The sequence below is a fragment of the Pseudomonas sp. B21-047 genome, assembly GCF_024748775.1.
In the GTDB taxonomy this organism is placed as follows: Bacteria; Pseudomonadota; Gammaproteobacteria; order Pseudomonadales; family Pseudomonadaceae; genus Aquipseudomonas; species Aquipseudomonas capeferrum.
The window spans coordinates 2,726,399-2,747,628 of sequence record NZ_CP087169.1; the positions used below are offsets into that span (position 1 = coordinate 2,726,399).

The window sequence follows — 21,230 nt, forward strand, 5'->3', positions numbered from 1 at the left end:
AGGCGGCCCGCACGCCGCAAGCGGCGGCGTTGGTGCAGGATGGCCAGGTGCTGAGCTATGGCGAGCTGAACCGCAGCGCCAACCGCCTCGCCCACCACCTGATCGAGCGTGGGGTAAAGGTCGGCGACCGGGTTGCGTTGTGCTTGCCGCGTACCCTGGAGCGCGTGCTGGCACTGCTGGCCGTGCTCAAGGCCGGTGCAGCCTACGTGCCGATCGACCCGGCGTACCCGGCCGAGCGCATCGCCTACCTGCTCGAAGACAGCGCACCGGCACTGGTGCTGGTCGAGTCCGCCACCCTGGCGCTGGTCGGCGAGACCCCTTGCGTCCAGTTGCACCGCGATGCCTGGCAGGGCGCAGCCGACAGCAACCCGCGTGTGGCTGGCCTGGATGATCGCCAACTGGCGTACGTGATCTACACCTCCGGCTCTACCGGCCAGCCCAAAGGGGTGATGGTCGAGCACGCCACACTGGCCAACCTGGTGCATTGGCACGGTGAGGCCTTTGCCCTGAACGCCGGTAGCCATACCAGCACGGTGGCCGGTTTCGGCTTCGATGCGGTGGCCTGGGAGGTGTGGCCGGCGTTGTGTACCGGGGCCGTGCTGCACCTGCCGCCTGCGCGTATCGCCGCTGAGCACGTCGATGAACTGCTCGACTGGTGGCTTGCGCAACCGCTGGCGGTCAGCTTCCTGCCAACGCCGGTGGCCGAGCAAGCGCTGCGCCGCGAGCGCCAGCACCCGACCTTGCGCACGTTGCTGGTCGGGGGGGATCGCCTGCGCCAGTTCGAGCGTGACCCAGGCTTTGCCCTGGTCAACAACTATGGGCCCACCGAGGCCACGGTGGTTGCCACCTCCGGGCAGTTGGCGGCGGCCGGTGCGCTGCATATCGGCATGCCGATCGCCAACACCCGGGTGTATGTGCTCGACGAACGCCAGCAACCGCTGCCAGTGGGCGCCGTGGGCGAGTTGTACATTGGCGGGGCGGGGGTCGCCCGCGGTTACTTCAACCGCCCGCAACTGACCGCAGAGCGCTTTGTCGCCGACCCGTTCAGCGGGCAACCCGAGGCGCGGCTGTACCGCACGGGTGACCTGGTGCGCTGGAACGCTGACGGCACCCTCGACTACCTGGGCCGTAACGACGACCAGGTGAAGATCCGTGGTGTACGCGTGGAGCTTGGCGAGATCGAAAGCGTGTTGGCCGCCCAGCCCGGTATTGGCGATGCGGTGGTGCTGGTGCGCGGCGAGCGGTTGCTGGCCTGGTTCACCGAAACCGCACCGGTGGCCGTGGACACACTGCGCCAGGCGTTGCAGGCAAGCCTGCCCGCGCACCTGGTGCCGATGGCCTTCATGCACCTGCCGGCATTGCCGTTGACCAGCCATGGCAAGCTTGACCGCAACGCGTTGCCCGACCCCGACCCGAACCTGCTCGCAGGCCAGGCCCACGTTGCCCCGCAAGGTGAGGTGGAAACCGCCCTCGCGGCAGTATGGGCCGACATGCTGGGCGTCGAACGCGTGGGCCGGCACGACAACTTCTTCGAGCTGGGTGGCCATTCGCTGCTGGCCGTGAACCTGACCGCGCGCCTGCGCCGGGAAGGCTTGCAGGTCGATGTGCGCACGCTGTTCGGCCAACCGACCGTGGCGGCGCTGGCAGCAACCCTGGGCCAGGGAGGCCAGGTGCAGGTGCCGGCCAACCTGATCCCGGCTGGCTGCCAGCACATCACCCCGGGCATGCTGCCCCTGATCGCGCTGGAGCAGGCGGCCATCGAGCGCATCGTTGCCCAGGTGCCGGGCGGCGCCAGCAATGTGCAGGACATCTACCCGTTGGCGCCGTTGCAGGAGGGCATTCTCTATCACCACCTCAGCGCACAGGCCCATGACCCTTATGTGTTGCAGTCACGCTTCGCCTTTGCCAGCCGCGAGCACCTGGACCACTTTGCCACAGCGCTGGGCAAGGTCATCGCCAGGCATGACGTGCTGCGCACTGCTGTGCTTTGGCAGGGCCTGCCGCAAGCCGTGCAGGTGGTCTGGCGGCATGCGCCGTTGTCGGTCATGCCGGGCGGCGATGAGCGCGATGCAACGCTCGACCTGGGCCAGGCACCGCTGATCCGCCTGCGCTACACCCAGCAGCCGGGTACGGAACGTATCGAAGCGACCCTGCAGTTCCACCACATCGTGCTCGACCACACCGCCATGGAAGTGGTCGGCGAGGAACTGATCGGTTACCTGCAGGGCGCTGGCGAGCCGGCGCAGGCGCCGGTGCCATATCGCAACTATGTAGCCCAGGCGCGCCTGGGTATCAGCCAGGCCGAGCACGAAGCGTTCTTCCGCGAGCAGTTGGCGGATATCGACGAACCGACCCTGCCGTTCGGCCTCAGCGATGTACAAGGCGATGGCCGCGACATCGAAGAGGCCCAGCTGTGGCTGCGGGACGACCTGGCACAACGTCTGCGTCAGCACGGCCGGCAGCTGGGGATCAGCGTTGCCAGCCTATTCCACCTGGCGTGGGCACGCCTGCTGGCGGCTGCCAGCGGCAAGGACCAGGTGGTGTTCGGCACGGTGCTGCTTGGCCGTTTGCAAGGCGGCGAAGGCGCCGAGCGGGCGCTGGGCATGTTCATCAACACCTTGCCGCTGCGGGTCGACCTGAACGAAGTGAGCCTGCGCGAGGGTGCGCAGGCCGTGCATCAGCGCCTCAGCGCCTTGCTGGCCCATGAGCACGCATCCTTGGCATTGGCCCAGCGTTGCAGTGGCGTGGCTGCACCCTTGCCTTTGTTCAGCGCCATGCTCAACTACCGGCACAGTACGCAGGTCACTGACAGCCAGCGTCAGGCTACCCAGGGTATGGAGAACCTCGAGAGCCAGGAGCGCAGCAACTACCCGTTGGGCCTGAACGTGGACGACCTGGGTGAAGGCTTCCGCCTGGTTGCCATGACCCCGGCCGAAGTGGGTGCGGCTCGTATTTGCGGGCAGATGAACCAGGTGCTGGAGGCCATGGCCGAGGCCCTGGAGCAGACGCCTGAGTTGGCGTTGCAGCGCTTGCCGGTGCTGGAGCCAGAGGAGCGCCAGCGGGTGTTGGTGGGCTTCAATGATACGGCGGCGGCGTACGACCTTGAGCAGACCCTGCATGGGCTGATCGAGGCGCAGGTGGTGCGCACGCCAGATGCGGTTGCAGTGCGGGTCGAGGAAGGTTCGCTCAACTATCGCGAGCTGAATGAACAGGCCAACCGCCTGGCGCATCACTTGATCGCGTTGGGCGTGAAGCCTGATGATCGGGTGGCGATCTGCGTCGAACGGGGGCTGTCGATGGTGGTTGGCCTGTTGGCCATCCTCAAGGCGGGCGGCGCTTATGTGCCAGTTGATCCGGACTATCCGACCGAGCGCGTGCGCCACATGCTGAGCGACAGCGCGCCAGTGGCGGTGCTGGTGCACAGCGCTACGCGCCACGTACCGGAGGCGGCCCAGCTTATTGATCTGGACCAGCCAACCTGGAATGCGCAGCCTTCCAGCAACCCGGTACTCGCCGCACTGACCCCGCGTCATCTGGCCTACGTGATCTACACCTCAGGCTCTACAGGCTTGCCGAAAGGTGTGATGAACGAGCACGCCGGTGTGGTCAACCGCCTGCTGTGGATGCAGGACGCCTACAACCTCGGCGCAGAAGACGTTGTCTTGCAGAAGACCCCATTCAGCTTCGACGTGTCGGTGTGGGAGTTCCTCTGGCCGCTGCAAACCGGCGCACGCCTGGTCATGGCTCGTCCCGGTGGCCATCGCGATCCGGAGTACCTGCGCCAAGTGATCCGCAGCGAAGGCGTCACCACCTTGCACTTCGTGCCATCGATGCTGGATGTGTTCCTGGCCCACGGCGATGCTTCGGCAGATGCTCTCAAGCGCGTGCTGTGCAGCGGTGAAGCCCTGCCGGGCAGCCTGGTACGGCGTTTCCACGCGCAGTTGCCAACGGTCGAGCTGCATAACCTGTATGGCCCGACAGAAGCGGCGGTGGACGTCAGCGCCTGGCATTGCATGACGGCGCCGGACAACACCCCGATCGGCAAGCCCATCGCCAACACCACGCTGTACGTGCTCGATACGCTGGGCCAGCCGGTACCGCAAGGCGTCGCTGGCGAGCTGTTCATCGGCGGCGTGCAAGTCGCCCGTGGCTACCTCAACCGCGCCGAACTGACCGCCGAACGCTTCATCGACGACCCGTTCAGCACCCGCCCCGGCGCACGCCTGTACCGCACCGGCGACCTGGCGCGGCACCTCGTTGATGGCAACATCGAGTACCTGGGCCGCAACGATGATCAGGTGAAGATCCATGGCCTGCGCATCGAGCTGGGTGAAATCCAGGCCGGCCTGACCGCCATCGAGGGTGTGAAGGAAGCGGTTGTAATCGCTCGCGATCAGCGTCTGGTGGCGTACTACACCGGCGAGCAGCAGGCCGTGGAAGCCCTGCGCAGTGCACTGCTGGCTCATCTGCCAGCGTTCATGGTACCCGCGCTGTTCATGCACCTGCCGGCGCTACCGCTGAGCCCCAATGGCAAGCTCGAACGCAAGGCCTTGCCGCTGCCGGACGCCGAAGCCCTGCAACACCGCGAATACCAAGCCCCCGAAGGCGACACCGAGACCCTGCTGGCCGCGATCTGGGCCGAACTGCTGGGCGTGGAGCGGGTAGGGCGCCACGACAACTTCTTCGAACTGGGCGGCCACTCACTGCTGGCAGTGACCCTGACCTCCCGCCTGCGCGACCAAGGCCTGGAAGCCGATGTGCGCGTCCTGTTCGACCAACCGACATTGGCAGGCTACGCAGCCATCACAGACAGAATGGAGATCGTCCTGTGAGCATCAACCAACTACTGGCAACACTGACGGCCAAAAACGTGCAGCTGGCGCTGAAGGACGGCCAGCTGGCCGTCCAGGGCAATCGCCAGGCCTTGACCGACGCCACACTGGTGGCGCAACTGCGCGAGCACAAGCCGGCGCTGGTGGCGATGATCGAGCGCGGCGAGTACGTGGCCGTGAGACAGGGCGCGGTGCAGGTGCCGGCAAACCTGATCGCGCCTGGCTGCACACGCATCACCCCGCAAATGCTCAACCTGATCGACCTCGACCAGGACACCCTCGATGGCATCGTTGCCTGCATCCCCGGCGGCGCGGCCAATGTGCAGGACATCTACCCGCTGGCACCCTTGCAGCAGGGCATGTTGTTCCACCATGCCAGCGCCACCGACAGCGACCCTTACGTGATGCAGGCGCGTTTCGTGTTCGCCAGCGAAGCACGCCTGCAGGCGTTCGCCGAGGCCCTGCGCGGGGTGATCGCCCGCCACGATATCCTGCGCACCTCGGTGCACTGGGAAGGGCTGGAAACACCGGTACAGGTGGTGTGGCGCCGTGCCGACCTGCAAGTGGCGACACTGCCCGCCAGCGACCCCCAGCGCGGCACGCTCGACTTGACCCAGGCGCCGCTGATCCGCCTGCTACGTGACGCCCCAGAGGCCGATGGCGCATTGAGTGCCACCCTGCAGTTTCATCACATCGCCATGGACCACAGTGCCCTGGAGGTGGTGCGCCACGAACTGATCGCGTTTCTGGCGGGCGAGGGCGAGCGCCTGGGCACGCCGGTGCCGTTTCGCAACTACGTGGCGCAGGCCGTGCTGGGGATCAGCGAGGCCGAGCACGAGGCGTTCTTCCGCGACATGCTGGAGGGCATTGATGAATCGACTCTGGCGTATGGCATCCAGGATGTGCAAGGCGTTGGCGAAGTGCACAACGAGCACTCGCTCGACCTGCCGCTCGCCCTGTGCCAGCAACTGCGCACCCTGGCGCGCAGCCTGGGGGTGAGCGTCGCCAGCGTGTTCCACCTGGCCTGGGGGCGTGTGCTGGGGGGGCTGACCGGCCGTGAGCAGGTGGTGTTCGGCACGGTACTGATGGGGCGCCTGCAAGGGGCCGAAGCCACTGACCGGGCGTTGGGGATTTTCATCAACACCCTGCCAGTACGTGTGGACCTGGGCAGCGAGGACCTGGCAACGGCCATTCGCGCCACCCACCAGCGGCTGAGTGCATTGATGCGCCACGAACACGCGCCCCTGGCGCTGGCCCAGCGTTGCAGCGGTGTGGCAGCGCCGGCGCCGCTGTTCAATGCCTTGCTCAACTACCGTCACAGCGCGGTGGACACTGCCCAGCCTCGCCGCGCAGCCCTGGCGGGTATCGACATCGTCGAGTCCGCCGAGGCCACCAACTACCCGTTGACCCTGAGCGTCGATGACCTGGGCGAGGGCTTTCGCCTGACCTTGCTGGCCAGTGCCGAGGTCCCGGCGCAGCGCGTCTGCGGGTATTTGCAGCAGGTCCTTGAAGGCCTGTTGCAGGCGCCTCAGGCAGCGGTCATGGCGCTTGCCATGCTGCCTGACAGCGAGCGCCAGCAACTGCTGGAAACGTTCAACGATTACCCGGCCAGCTACGAACGGCAGCTGGCGCTGCACCAGCGCATCGCACAACTGGCCGAGCAGTACCCTGACCACGTTGCCGCCACCTGCGCCGGCGCGTGCCTGACTTACGCCGCGCTCAACCGCCAGGCCAATGCCCTTGCGCAGCACCTGATCAGCCTGGGGGTGCGGCCCGATGACCGTGTCGCCGTGGTCGCCCGGCGCAGCCTGGAGACGCTGGTTGGCTTGTTGGCTGTGCTCAAGGCAGGGGCGGGCTACGTGCCGGTAGACCCGGCCCACCCGGATGAGCGCGTGCACTACCTGCTCAGCGACAGCGGCCCGCTGGTGGTACTGACGCAACAGGCATTGCAGGCGCGCCTGGGGCCCGTCGAGGTGCCGGTGCTGCTGCTGGACCAGCCGGGCTGGCCCGCCTGCGACAGTAACCCCCTTGTGCCCGGCCTGGATGCAAGCAACCTGGCCTATGTGATCTACACCTCGGGCTCGACCGGTCAGCCCAAGGGGGTGATGGTTGAGCACCGCACGGTCAACAACCTGGTCGACTGGCATTGCCGCGCCTTCGACCTGTGCCCTGGCCGGCACACGTCGAGCCTGGCCGGCTTTGGTTTCGATGCCATGGCCTGGGAAGTCTGGCCGGCGTTGTGTGCCGGGGCCACGTTGCACCTGGCGCCAGCATCCCAGGGCAACGAAGACCTCGACGCCATGCTCGCCTGGTGGCAGGCACAGCCGCTGGACGTCAGTTTCCTGCCCACACCGGTGGCCGAATACGCCTTCAATCACCAGCTCGAACACCCGACTTTGCGCACTCTGTTGATCGGCGGCGACCGCCTGCGCCAGTTCAACCGCACCCAGCGCTTTGCCGTGGTCAACAACTACGGCCCCACTGAAACCACCGTGGTGGCCAGCTCTGGCGTGTTGGAGCCCGGCGCGGCGCTGCACATCGGCCGGCCGGTCGACAACGCGCGCCTGTATGTCCTCGACGCCCATCAGCAACCTGTCGCGCTGGGCGTGCCAGGGGAGCTGTACATTGGCGGTGCCGGGGTTGCCCGGGGCTACCTGAACCGCCCGGCATTGACCGCCGAGCGCTTCCTTGACGACCCCTTCGTCGCCACGGCCGGTGGGCGTATGTACCGCACGGGCGACCTGGTGCGCTGGTTGCCCGACGGCACCCTGGACTACCTGGGGCGCAACGACGACCAGGTCAAGATCCGCGGCGTACGCATCGAACTGGGCGAAATCGAAAGCCGCCTGAGCGCCTTGGCCGGCATCGATGAGGCGGTGGTGCTGGCCCGCGAGGACCAGCCCGGCCAGCCACGGCTGGTGGCTTACTTCACCGCCCAGGCTGACGTCGAGCCGCTCACCCCCGAAGGCCTGCGTGCCCAGTTGCAGGCGCACTTGCCCGAATACATGGTGCCGGTGGCGTTCGTCGCGCTGCAGGCATTGCCGCTGACCGCCAATGGCAAACTCGACCGCCGGGCATTGCCGCAGCCTGACCGCTCGGCATTGTTCGAGCAAGGTTACGAGGCCCCCGAGGGCGAGCTGGAGCAGGCCCTGGCGCACGTGTGGGCCGAGCTGCTGCAGGTCGAACGCGTCGGCCGTCGCGACCATTTCTTCAGCCTTGGCGGCCATTCCTTGCTGGCCATGCGCATGGTCTCCCAAGTGCGCGTGCGCCTGGGCGTCGAGCTGAGCCTGAGCGAACTGTTCGCCAACCCGGAGCTGGCTGCGGTGGCCGACGTGCTGGCCAAGGCCGAGCGCAGCGAGCTGCCGGCGATATGCCCGGTGCCACGCGATGCGCCGCTGCCAATGTCGTTTGCCCAGCAGCGGTTGTGGTTTCTGGCGCAGATGGACGGCGGCAACCAGGCTTACAACGTGCCGATGGCCCTGGGCCTGCGCGGGCCACTGGACGCGGATGCCCTCGAGACTGCATTGCTGCGGATCATCGAGCGCCACGAAACCTTGCGCAGCCGCTTCGTGCCGCGTGATGCCAGTGCCGAGGTGGTGTTTGCCGCCACAGCGGGTGGCGAGTGGTTCCAGCGCGAAGACATTGGCGCCGATGCCCTGCCAGCCCGCTTGCATGAAGCGGCCAGTGCGCCGTTCGACCTGGCCCACGGGCCGTTGCTGCGGGCGTGTCTGCTGCGCCTGGGCGCCGAGCATCATGTGCTGGCCTTGACCGTGCACCATATCGTCGCCGACGGCTGGTCGCTGGGTGTGCTCACCCACGAGTTGAGCGCGCTGTACACCGCCATCTGCCAAGGCAGGGATGAACCACTGCCGGCGTTGGCCATTCAGTATGGCGATTACGCCGTTTGGCAGCGCCGCTGGCTATCCGGCGCCCAGTTGCAGCGCCAGGCCGATTACTGGCGCAAGGCCCTGGACGGCGCGCCTAGCCTGCTCAAGCTACCCAGCGACCGCCCACGCCCCGAGCGCCAGGACTTTGCCGGGGCAAGCCTGCCACTGCAGCTGGAGCCACGCCTGGCGGCGGGCCTGCGCACCCTGGCCCAGCGTCATGGGGTGACGCTGTACATGGCCGTGCTCAGCGCCTGGGCTGGCGTGCTGTCGCGGTTGTCCGGCCAAGCTGAGGTGGTGATCGGTTGCCCTGTGGCGGGCCGCGGCCGTGCCGAGCTGGAGCCCTTGGTGGGCGTGTTCGTCAATACCCTGGCCGTGCGCATCGACACTGCAACAGCACCGACAGCGCACGCCCTGCTAGAGCAGGTGCGCGCGCGTGTACTGGACGCCCAGGCGCACCAGGACTTGCCGTTCGAACAGGTGGTGGAAATCGTCCGCCCGCTGCGCAGCCTGGGCCATACGCCGTTGTTCCAGGCCACCCTGAACTGGCAGGCCACCGAGGGTGCCGCCTTGCAGTTGCCGGGCCTGCAACTGGAAGCCGTGGCCCAGGCTGGCCAGGTGGCCAAGTTCGACCTGACGCTGAACCTTGGCGAGCATGGCGACAACTTGCGTGGCAGCCTCGACTACGCCACTTCGCTGTTCGACGAAGCCACCGTGCGGCGCTATGTGGGCTACTTCGAGACGTTGATGTGGGCCATGATCGATAACGATCAACAGCCCCTGGCGCAGGTGCAGCTGGTTGGCGACGCAGAACGCCAGGCCTTGCTGAATGGCTTCAATGCCACCCAGCGCGACTACCCCCGCGAATGTGCGGTGCAGCGCCTGTTCGAACAGCGCGTGGCCCGCCACCCGCTGGCACTGGCGGCGGCGCATGGCGACCAGTCCGTGGACTACGCCACGCTTAACGAACGCGCCAACCGCCTGGCGCATTACCTGATGGGCACCGGTGTGGCGCCGGGCGCCTGCGTTGCGGTGTTGTTGCCGCGCTCGTTGCAACTGCTGGTGGCGCAACTGGCAGTGCTCAAGTGTGGTGCGGTCTATGTACCGTTGGACATCCATGCCCCCGCCGATCGCCAGGCGTTCATGGTCGAGGACTGCCTGGCCGCCGCAGTGCTGACGCTTGCCGCTACGCCAGTCGATCTTGCGGTGCGGCGTGTGAACCTCGACCAACTGTCACTCGACGACCAGCCCGGCCACAACCCTGGGCTGGCCCAGGACGCTGGGAGCACGGCCTATGTGATGTACACCTCCGGCACCACCGGCAAACCCAAGGGCGTTTGCGTCACGCACCGGGGCATCGCGCGGCTGGTGCTGAACGACAGCTTTGCCGAACTGACGGCGGGCGACCGTATCGCCTTCGCCTCCAACCCGGCATTCGATGCCAGCACCCTGGAGGTCTGGGGCGCACTGCTCAACGGCGGGCAGGTGCGGGTGATCGATCACCACACGCTGGTCGACCCGCAGCGTTTCGCGGCGGCGCTGGTGGACCAAGGCATCACCGTGCTGTTCCTGACCACGGCGCTGTTCAACCAGTACGTGCAACTGATCCCCGATGCCCTGGCGCTGCTGCGCGTGCTGATCAGCGGCGGTGAGCGTGCAGAGCCCGCGGCCTTCCGTACGCTGCTGCAGAAGGCGCCTGGGTTGCGCCTGGTCAATGGCTACGGGCCGACCGAAACCACCACCTTCGCGGTCACTTTCGAAGTGCATGAACTGGCGCCGAACGCGCCTCAGGTGCCGATTGGCCGGCCTATCGGCAACACACAGGTGTATGTGCTGGACGCCTGGCAGCAACCCGTGCCGCAGGGTGTGGTCGGTGAGCTGTACATCGGCGGTGACGGTGTAGCCCTGGGCTACCTGAATCGCCCGGAGCTGACGGCGCAGCGTTTCATCGATGACCCGTTCAGCCAGCAACCCGGTGCCAGGCTGTACCGCACCGGCGACTTGGTGCGCTGGCAGCCTGACGGCCTACTGGAGTGCCTGGGGCGCAATGACGACCAGGTCAAGATCCGCGGCTACCGGATCGAGCTGGGTGAAATCGAGCAGCAGTTGGCCTTGGCACCGGGGGTTGGCGAGGTGGTGGTGATGGCCGTGCCTGGCGAACAGGGGCCGCTGCGGCTGGTGGCCTGGTTCACCCCGCTCGAGGCAGCGCTGCAGGCCACAGAGCTGCGCGCGTTCCTGCGTGGCCGCTTGCCGGAGTACATGGTGCCGAGCGCCTTTGTCGCGTTGCCACGGATGCCCCTGAACAACAACGGCAAGGTCGATCGCCAGGCCTTGCCGGCACCGGGGCCCCAGGACCTTGCGCTGACGGCTTACGAAGCGCCCGAAGGCGAGCGCGAGCAGGCACTGGCCACGCTGTGGGGCGAACTGCTGCAACTGCAGAGCGTCGGGCGCCAGGACCGCTTCTTCGAACTGGGGGGCCATTCGTTGCTGGCGATGCGCATGGTGGCCCAGGTTCGCCAACGCCTGGGCCTTGAGCTGGCCCTGGGCGATCTGTTCGCCGATGACAGCCTGGCGGCGGTGGCGGCGCGCCTGGCCCATGACGGCAATGCGTTGCCGGCTATCCAGCCGGGCCCACGCCAGGGCGCCTTGCCGTTGTCGTTCGCCCAGCAGCGGCTGTGGTTTCTGGCGCAGATGGAAGAGGCCAGTGCGGCCTATCACATTCCGCTGGCCCTGCGCTTGCAGGGCCGCCTGGACCGCGCGGCGCTGGAGCGGGCCTTGCGGCGCCTGGTCGAGCGCCATGAGATTTTGCGCAGCCATTTTGTGGAGCGGGACGGCGAGCCGCAGGTGGTACTGGCCAGCGGCAGCGATGGCTTCCAGCTTGGCTGGGAAATCTGCAGTGGGCTGGATGAGCTAGCGCTGGCGGCGCTGATTCGCGAGGAGGCCGGCCGACCCTTCGCCCTGGCCAGGGACTTGCCGGTGCGGGCGCGCATGCTGCAGCTCGCCCCGGACCACCATGTGCTGTTGCTGACCTTGCATCACCTGGTGGCCGATGGCTGGTCGCTGGCGGTGTTGGTACGCGAGCTTGGCGCGCTGTACCAGGCCTTCGGCAGCGGTGGCGACGACCCGTTGCCAGCCTTGCCTGTGCAGTACATCGACTATGCCCTGTGGCAGCGGCGCTGGCTGAGCGGCGATGCGCTGCGCCAGCAGGCCGATTACTGGGTCGGCCAGTTGGCCGGGGCACCGGCGCTGATCAGCCTGCCCTGGGACCACCCACGGCCCGAGCGCCAGCAATATGCCGGTGACAGCGTCGCGGTGTGCCTGGAGCCGCGCTTGAGCCGCGACTTGAAAGCGCTGTGCCGGCGCCATGGCGTGACGCCTTACATGCTGTTCATGGCGGCCTGGGCGGTGCTGTTGAGCCGGCTGGCTGGCCAGGACGAAGTGGTGATCGGCTCGCCCGTGGCCAACCGCAGGCAAGCGGAAGTGGATGGCCTGGTCGGCATGTTCGTGAACGCCATGGCGTTGCGCGTGCAGACTTCGGATGCACCGGATGTCGCCACGTTGCTGGCCAGGGTCAAGGCCGTGGTGCTGGCCGGGCAGGCGCACCAGGACCTGCCGTTCGAGCAGGTGGTCGAGCTGCTGCGCCCACGCCGCAGCCTGGCGCATACGCCGCTCTACCAGGCCACCCTGGACTGGGAGGCCAGCCCGGAGCGGCAGGCGCTGCAGTTGGCCGACCTGACGGTGAGCGCAGTGGGTGGGCCGGCATGCATTGCCAAGTTTGACCTGAGCCTGAGCCTGGGCGAGTCTGGCGATGGCTTTGCTGGCGGTATCGTCTACGCGACAGCCCTGTTCGAGCGGGCCACCATCGAGCGTTATGCGGGGTATTTCGAACAGTTACTGTGGACCTTCGCTGAAAGTGATCGGGCCATCCCTGCCCATACCGGGTTGCCCGATGCCGATGAGCGCAAGCGGTTGCTGCAGGGCTTCAACGATACTGCGGTGGCTTACGACCTTGAGCAGACCCTGCATGGGCTGATCGAGGCGCAGGTGGTGCGCACACCGGATGCGGTTGCAGTGCGGGCCGAGGAAGGTTCGCTCAGTTATCGCGAGTTGAATGAACAGGCCAACCGCTTGGCACATCACCTGATCGCGTTGGGCGTGAAGCCTGATGATCGGGTGGCGATCTGCGTCGAACGTGGGCTGTCGATGGTGGTTGGCCTGTTGGCCATCCTCAAGGCGGGCGGCGCTTATGTGCCAGTTGATCCGGACTATCCGACCGAGCGCGTGCGCCACATGCTGAGCGACAGCGCGCCAGTGGCGGTGCTGGTGCACAGCGCTACGCGCCACGTACCGGAGGCGGCCCAGCTTATTGATCTGGACCAGCCAACCTGGAATGCGCAGCCTTCCAGCAAGCCGGTAGTTCCTACGTTGACCCCGCGTCATCTGGCCTACGTGATCTACACCTCTGGCTCCACCGGCTTGCCGAAGGGTGTGATGAACGAGCACGCCAGTGTGGTCAACCGCCTGCTGTGGATGCAGGACGCCTACAACCTCGGCGCAGACGATGTGGTCTTGCAAAAGACCCCATTCAGCTTCGACGTGTCGGTGTGGGAGTTCCTCTGGCCGCTGCAAACCGGCGCACGCCTGGTCATGGCTCGCCCCGGTGGCCATCGTGACCCTGAGTACCTGCGCCAAGTGATCCGCAGCGAAGGCGTCACCACCTTGCACTTCGTGCCATCGATGCTGGATGTGTTCCTGGCCCACGGCGATGCTTCGGCAGATGCTCTCAAGCGCGTGCTGTGCAGCGGTGAAGCCCTGCCGGGCAGCCTGGTACGGCGCTTCCACGCGCAGTTGCCAACGGTCGAACTGCATAACCTGTATGGCCCGACAGAAGCGGCGGTGGACGTCAGCGCCTGGCATTGCATGACGGCGCCGGACAACACCCCAATCGGCAAGCCCATCGCCAACACCACGCTGTACGTGCTCGATACGCTGGGCCAGCCGGTACCGCAAGGCGTCGCTGGCGAGCTGTTCATCGGCGGCGTGCAAGTCGCCCGTGGTTATCTGAACCGCGCCGAACTGACCGCCGAACGCTTCATCGACGACCCGTTCAGCACCCGCCCCGGCGCACGCCTGTATCGCACCGGCGACCTGGCGCGGCACCTGAGCGATGGCAATATCGAGTACCTGGGCCGCAACGACGACCAGGTGAAAATCCATGGCTTGCGCATCGAGCTGGGTGAAATCCAGGCCGGCCTGACGCGGATAGTGGGGATCAAGGAAGCCGTGGTGATCGCCCGCGAACAGCAGCTGCTCGCGTACTACACAGGCCAATTCCATCCGGTGGAGGCGCTGCGCTCGTCGTTGCTCGGGCACCTGCCGACGTTCATGGTGCCCGCGCTGTTCATACACCTGGAGGCGCTGCCGCTAAGCCCCAACGGCAAGCTCGACCGCAAGGCCTTGCCGCTGCCAGACGCCGAAGCCCTGCAACACCGTGAATACCAAGCCCCCGAAGGCGACACCGAGACCCTGCTGGCCACGATCTGGGCCGAACTGCTGGGCGTGGAGCGGGTAGGGCGCCACGACAACTTCTTCGAACTCGGCGGCCATTCCCTGGCCGCGATCCGGCTGGTCGACAAGATCACCAAGGCAGGTTTGCAAGTGGCCATCAACGATGTGTTCCAGCAGCCCAGCGTCGCCTTGCTGGCGGCGCGGCTGGGCAACCGGGATGCCGCGCCGCGTGGTGTGATCACGGTGCGGGCCAGCGGTACGCAGACGCCGCTGTTCCTGGTTCACGAATTCACCGGCCTGGACTTCTACTTCCCGGTGCTGGCCCAGCACCTGCCCGGTGACTTCGCTATCTACGGACTGCCCGGCGTACCGGGTGACCGCCCACAACCGCGCACCCTGGAGTGCCTGGCCCGCTACCACATCGAGCAGATGCGCAGCGTACAGCCGCAGGGGCCTTACCGCCTGGCCGGCTGGTCGTTCGGTGGGGTACTGGCCTTCGAGATCGCCAACCAGTTGCTGGGTGCGGACGAGCCAGTCGAGTTCCTGGGCTTGATCGACACTTATGTGCCGCGCCTGGCCGACCAGGGCAAGGCGCGCTGGGAGGGGCCGCGTGCACTGGAGCGGCAGTTGCTGGCCAACTGCAGCCTGTTCTGGCGCACGCAGGGCCCGGCAGGCGCCGACAAGCTGGCGCGGTTGCAGCACCTGGAAGCCGGGGAGACGGATTTTACCGCCCTGGTGGCCAGTTGCCGCGAACATCAGCTGCTGTATGGGCTGTGGGCGAGCATGACGGATGCGCAACTGCAGCACTACTTCACCCGCGAACTGGCGCACGGCCGAGCATTGGCGCATTACCGCCCTGCGCCGCTGAGTGTACCGGTGCACTTGCTGCGCGCCGAGCAGGGCAGCGATAGACTGTCGGCCCTGGGCTGGGGCGAGACGCTGCCGACTCAGGCGCTGGTCGCCCTGGGCGTGCCGGGCGACCACCGCAGCGTGATGCAGGCGCCCCATGTGGCCGCGCTGGGGCAGGTGCTCGGGCAGGCGTTGGGCGCGGTGCCTAACGTCGAGGTGGCGGCTTATCAGCCGTTGGTAGCGATCCAGACCGGTCAGGCTGGGCAAGCGCCGGTGTTCTGCGTGCCGGGGGCCGGCGACAGCGTCACCAGCTTCATTGGCCTGGCCGACGCGCTGGGGCCGGACTGGCCGCTGTATGGCTTGCAGGCCCGCGGGCTGGATGGCTGCTCGGTGCCGCACAGCACGGTGGAAGCCGCTGCCGATTGCCATGTGCTGGCGATCGAGGCGCTGCACCCGCAGGGGCCGTTGAACCTGGTCGGGCATTCGTTCGGGGGCTGGGTGGCACATGCCATCGCCGCCAGGTTGCAAGCCAAGGGGCGGCAGGTGCGCTCATTGACGCTGATCGACAGCGAGGCCCCGGGCGAGGGTGGCACCTGTGGCCAGCCCTACACCTTCGGCGAAGCGTTGCAGCGGCTGATCGACGCGCTGCAGCTTTCCACTGGCAAAGCGCTGGGCATCGACCCAGGTGCATTTGCTGACGCCAGCGACGATCAACAGTTGAGCCAACTGCATGCGGCCATGGTCCGGGTCGGCTTGATGCCGGCACGGTCGCAGCCCGCTGCGCTGCACGGCACCGTGCGCACCTTCGCCACGGCATTGCGCACGGCCTACCGGCCAACGCTGGCCTACAGCGGCCCGGTCGGGCTGGTATTGGTGGACGACCCGGGCCTGGATGCCTTGGGCAATGCGCGCGAGCATGCCGCCATGCAGGCCGGCTGGCAGCAACTGATGCCGAAGCTGGCGCTGTGGCAGGGGCCGGGTGACCACTTCAGCATCCTCAAGGTGCCGGACGTGTTCAGCCTGGCAGCCTGGTGGCACGACGGGCAGGCGCTGCAGCACGGCAAAGTTACCCCGTAATGATCGGCCTCCCCGACCCCGCTGGGGTCGGGTTATGCGAATCCCGAGAGAAAGTGAGTGTTCATGGAAAAGTCCAGATTCCGCAAATTCGGCCTCGGCATCGCCGTGGCCCTGGTGGCCGGCATCACGCTGTATGCCATCCAGGCCCCGGCCAAGCCGCCGCAGTACATCACCGCCACGGTCGAGCGTGGCGATATCGAGAACGCCGTGCTGGCCACCGGCACGTTGGAGGGCATCAAGCAGGTGGACGTCGGTGCCCAGGTTTCGGGCCAGCTCAGGTCGCTGAAGGTCAAGCTGGGCGACAAGGTCAGCGAGGGCCAGTGGCTGGCCGAGATCGACCCGCTGGTGCTGCGCAACACCTTGCGCCAGGCCGAAGTCGACGAGGACAAGCTGCAGGCCGAACGGCGTTCGACCCTGGCCCAGCTCAAGCAGGCCCGGCGGGTGTATGAGCGTTATCGCGAACTGCAGGCCGACGAGTCGGTGTCGCGCCAGGACTTCGAGAATGCCGAGTCGGAGTACGAAGTGCAGCAGGCCGCCGTGCGCTCGCTCGATGCGCAGATCCAAAGTGCCCGGGTCGAAATCGACACCGCCAAGGTCAACCTGGGTTACACCCGTATCAATGCGCCGATCAACGGCCATGTGGTGGGCATCGTCACCCAGGAAGGGCAGACCGTGATCGCCAACCAACTGGCCCCGGTGCTGCTCAAGCTGGCCGACCTCGACACCATGACCGTGAAGGCGCAGGTGTCCGAAGCCGATGTGATCCACATCAGCCCCGGCCAGCAGGTGTACTTCACTATCCTGGGCGAAGACAAACGCTACTACGCCAAGCTGCGCGGCACCGAGCCTGCCCCGCAGAACTACGCGCAAAGCGCCGACAACAGCGATGGCAGCGCCGCCAAACCCAATGGTGCGGTGTTCTACAACGCGCTGTTCGAAGTGCCGAACCCCGAGCATCGCCTGCGCATCTCGATGACGGCCCAGGTGCATATCGTCCTCGACACCGCCCAAGGGGTGCTGACCGTGCCGGTGGCAGCGCTGGGCGCACGCAATGGCGACGGCAGCTTCCCGGTGCGGGTGCTCGATGCCAAGGGCTTTGCCCAGGTGCGCAACGTGCAGGCGGGGATCAACAACAACGTCAAGGTGCAGGTGAAGGACGGCCTGGCCGAAGGTGATCGGGTGGTGATTGGTGAGCCGGTGTCCGGCGAAGCAGGGGCGTGAGCATGAACATGAATGTCGAGCTGAGCGCGCCCCTGGCCGTGGCCAACGGCAACGGCGAACCGTTATTGCGCCTGCAGGGCGTCAGCCGCAGCTTCCTGGCGGGCGACCGCGAGTTCCTGGCACTCAAGGGCATCGACCTGCAGATTCACAGTGGCGAGCTGGTGGCGATCATCGGCGCATCAGGCTCGGGCAAGTCGACCTTGATGAACATCCTCGGCTGCCTGGACAACGCCAGCAGCGGCAGCTACCAGGTTGGCGGGCAGGAGACCCGCACGCTGGGCGATGACGCCCTGGCAGCGCTGCGCCGCGACCACTTCGGTTTCATCTTCCAGCGCTACCACCTGCTGCCGCACCTGGATGCCCTGCACAACGTCGAGATCCCTGCGGTGTATGCCGGCACCCCACAAGGGCAGCGCCACGCGCGGGCACGTGAGTTGCTCACGCGTCTGGGCCTTGTAGGGCACCTGGGGCACCGCCCCAGCCAGCTTTCCGGGGGGCAGCAGCAGCGGGTAAGTATCTGCCGGGCGCTGATGAACGGCGGCCAGGTGATCCTCGCCGATGAGCCGACCGGTGCGCTGGACACTGCCAGCGGTAAAGAGGTGATGAACATCCTGCTGGAGCTGCATGCGGCCGGGCACACGGTGATCCTGGTCACCCACGACCCCAAGGTCGCCGCCCATGCCGAACGGATCATCGAGGTCAGCGACGGGCAGATTGTCAGCGACCGGCGCACCGGCACGGCGGCCTTGCCCACCCCGGCCGCGGAGTCGCCCCGGGCCGTCGAACCTGCCCGGCGCCTGGTGGCCAGCCTGGGGATGTTCCGCGAGGCCTTCAAGATGGCCTGGATCGCCTTGATCTCGCACCGCATGCGCACCTTGCTGACCATGCTCGGGATCGTCATCGGCATCACTTCGGTGGTGTCCATCTCGGCCATCGGCGAGGGCGCCAAGGGCTATGTGCTCAAGGACATCCAGGCGATCGGCAGCAACACCATCGATATTTATTCGGGCAGCAACTTCGGTGATAGCCGGGCCAAGACCATCGAGACCCTGGTGCCGGCCGACGTGACCGCGCTCAACGCGCTGTACTACGTTGACAGTGCCACCCCGGTGATCGGCCAGAGCACCTTGGTGCGCTACCGCAACCTGGACGTCGACGTGCAGCTCAATGGCGTCAGCGAACACTACTTCCAGGTGCGCAACATACCTCTGGCTGCAGGCATCGTGTTCAGTGCCGACGACGCCCGGCGCCAGGCCCAGGTGGTGGTGATCGACCACAACACCCGCAAGCGGCTGTTCGGCCCCCATGTCGACCCGCTCGGGCAGGTGATCCTGGTAGGCAACCTGCCGTGCACGGTGATCGGCGTCACGGCCGAGAACAAAAACCTGTTCGTCGCCAGCAACCAGCTGAACATCTGGGTGCCCTACGAGACCGCCGCTGGCCGCGTACTCGGCCAGCGCCATCTGGACAGCATCAGCGTGCGTATCAAGGACGGCGTGCCGAGCAAGCGGGTGGAGGAGGAGGTGACCAAGCTGATGCTGCAACGGCACGGCACCAAGGACTTCTTTACCAACAACCTCGACAGCATCATGCAGACGGTGCAGAAGACCAGCCGCTCGCTGACCTTGCTGCTGTCGCTGATTGCCGTGATCTCGCTGGTGGTCGGGGGTATCGGGGTGATGAACATCATGCTGGTGTCGGTGACCGAACGCACCCGGGAAATCGGTATTCGCATGGCGGTGGGGGCGCGGCAGTCGGATATCCGCCAGCAGTTTCTGGTAGAGGCGGTGATGGTCTGCCTGTTTGGCGGGGTGGTTGGCATTGGTTTGTCGTACGGGATCGGCTATCTGTTCGAGTTGTTCGTCAAGCAGTGGGAGATGGTGTTCTCGCCAGCCTCGATCGTGATGGCGTTTGCCTGTTCGACCTTGATTGGCGTGTTGTTCGGGTTTGTGCCGGCGCGCAATGCTGCGCGGCTTGATCCGATCGAGGCGTTGGCGCGGGATTGAGTTTTGCCTTGTCCGGCCTCTTCACGGGGCAAGCCCGCTCCCACAGAGACTGCACTCCCACAGAGACTGTGCTTACTCTGTGGGAGCGGGCTTGCCCCGCGAAGAGGCCGTGACAGGCAACACATGATCAATCGGCGGTATACATCCAGCGCATCAACGAATGCCGCCCGCTGATCCCCAGCTTGATCGCCGCCCGGCGCAAATAGCTCTCGACGGTATTCACCTTCAAGGCCAACCGCTCGGCCTGCTCCGGGGCGGTATGCCCGGCCAGCAGGCCAAGGCACACCTGGCACTCACGTTCTGACAACTTCAGCCCCGATTGCCCCAGGCGGTCGGTAAAGCGCTGCTCCAGGCTCTCCTGGGGGGGGCGCTCTGGGGCGGGTTGCAAGGCATTGATGTGTTTCTCCAGCATCGGCAACAGCAGCGGCGAGATATCGTCCAGGCGGTTGCGTTCGAAGGCCGAAAACCCGTAGGTCGAGTCGGCGCGCAGCACATGGATCTCATAGCGCGAATCGCCTTTGCGGCGGATCATGTGCAAGCGCGAAGGGTCGCTGAAATCCCTGGCCGGCGGCTCGTCCGAGGAAAACACCGTCTCGTCGATCAGGGTGGCGTGGCTGTTATAGCCGGCCGGTGCCATTGGCAACAGGCGTATGTGCGTGGCATCGATGGTCAGGTGGGCCTGGATCAGGTCGTGCAGCATGCGCGGGAACTGGCGGCTGCCGGTGCTGGCAATCACTTTGCCAATTTGCGGGTAGAGCAGGTGCGAATTCATCGTGTCATCCATGAGGTTCGGTGGTGCAAATCCCCGTCTGCCTGCTGGCCCGCATCCTGGGCCGCATTCGGGAGGTGATGGGTATCCTAGTACAACGATTGGGTGACGGTTAAATGAAGTGGCGATAATGTCATAATAGTGGCCATGTTGCTGGGCGGCTGGTGCGGCGCGGCTTGTCGGGTATGATGCTGGCCCCACTATCTTCAAGAGGCCTGCCCCATGTCCCTGAGTGCTGAACAGATCGTCGAATACCGCGCCTTTGCCGAGCAGCTGGCTGATGCCGCCGCGCTGGCGATCAAGCCGTATTTTCGCGCCAGCCTGGACGTCGAGGACAAGGGCGGGCGCTTGTATGACCCGGTGACGGTGGCCGACAAGGCGGCCGAAGACGCCATGCGCGAACTGATCCAGGCCCGCTACCCCGAGCACGGCATTCTGGGTGAAGAGCAGGGCGTGGCGGTGGGGACCAGCCCGTTGACCTGGGTGCTCGACCCCATCGACGGCACCCGCGCCTTCATCACCGGCTTGCCGCTGTGGGGCACGTTGATTGCCCTGAACGACGGTGTACGCCCGGTCGTAGGCGTGATGAACCAGCCCTTCACCGGCGAACGCTTCGTCGGCACCCCGCAAGGTGCCTGGAGCAGCGGCACCCCGCTGAAGACCCGTGCCTGCGCCGACCTGGCCTCGGCCACGCTGATGTGCACCACGCCGGACATGTTCGACACCGCCGAACGCAAGGCGGCCTTCGAGGCGGTTGCCGGCAAGGCCCGGCTGATGCGTTATGGTGGTGACTGCTATGCGTACTGCATGCTGGCTTCGGGCTTTGTCGATGTGATCGTCGAAGCCAGCCTGCAGCCGTATGACGTGCAGGCATTGATGCCGATCATCGAAGGGGCGGGCGGGCTGATCACGGCTTGGGACGGCAGCTCGGCGCAGCATGGCGGCTGTGTGGTGGCGTGTGGTGACCCGGTATTGCATGCGCAGATGGTGGAGATGCTGCGCCACGCCCTGTAAGTGCTGTGTTGTCGATGGCGGCCTCTTCGCGGGGCCAGTCCTGATACCCAGTTACCGCAACCATCGCACT

6 protein-coding genes (1 of these 6 cut by a window edge) are annotated in these 21,230 nt (G+C 66.3%); 5 read left to right on the forward strand and 1 reads right to left on the reverse strand.

Annotated features, from left to right (window positions below; all coding sequences use genetic code 11):
- From LOY26_RS12300 to LOY26_RS12315, 4 genes are all read left to right on the forward strand, one after another.
- On the forward strand, positions 1 to 4,832 hold the end of the coding sequence (locus LOY26_RS12300) for a non-ribosomal peptide synthase/polyketide synthase (RefSeq protein WP_258714820.1). The gene continues 17,491 nt to the left of window position 1, outside the view; only the last 4,832 of its 22,323 coding nucleotides appear in the window; its start codon lies beyond the left edge, outside the window; the stop codon is at positions 4,830 to 4,832.
- The gene (locus LOY26_RS12305; protein ID WP_258714821.1) at positions 4,829 to 16,150 is read left to right on the forward strand and encodes a non-ribosomal peptide synthetase; all 11,322 of its coding nucleotides are present in this window, start codon (positions 4,829 to 4,831) and stop codon (positions 16,148 to 16,150) included. The genes LOY26_RS12300 and LOY26_RS12305 overlap by 4 nt, the downstream gene beginning before the upstream one ends.
- Before the next feature lie 63 nt (positions 16,151 to 16,213).
- Positions 16,214 to 17,371 (forward strand): macrolide transporter subunit MacA, encoded by a 1,158-nt coding sequence (gene macA, locus LOY26_RS12310; protein ID WP_047583598.1) that lies wholly within the window; start codon positions 16,214 to 16,216, stop codon positions 17,369 to 17,371.
- A gap of 2 nt (positions 17,372 to 17,373) precedes the next feature.
- Positions 17,374 to 19,377, forward strand: a complete 2,004-nt coding sequence (locus tag LOY26_RS12315) for a MacB family efflux pump subunit (RefSeq protein ID WP_408980763.1) — start codon at positions 17,374 to 17,376, stop codon at positions 19,375 to 19,377.
- A 127-nt stretch (positions 19,378 to 19,504) separates the two neighbouring features.
- On the opposite strand, the gene LOY26_RS12320 is transcribed toward LOY26_RS12315, so the two are convergent.
- On the reverse strand, positions 19,505 to 20,149 hold the full coding sequence (locus LOY26_RS12320) for a helix-turn-helix transcriptional regulator (protein ID WP_186652962.1): 645 nt from the start codon (positions 20,147 to 20,149) through the stop codon (positions 19,505 to 19,507).
- 219 nt (positions 20,150 to 20,368) lie between these two features.
- Between LOY26_RS12320 and hisN the strand changes: the two genes are divergently transcribed.
- Positions 20,369 to 21,160: a histidinol-phosphatase gene (hisN, locus tag LOY26_RS12325; protein WP_033697704.1), complete on the forward strand. Its 792-nt coding sequence runs from the start codon at positions 20,369 to 20,371 to the stop codon at positions 21,158 to 21,160.
- The last annotated feature ends 70 nt before the right edge of the window (positions 21,161 to 21,230 follow it).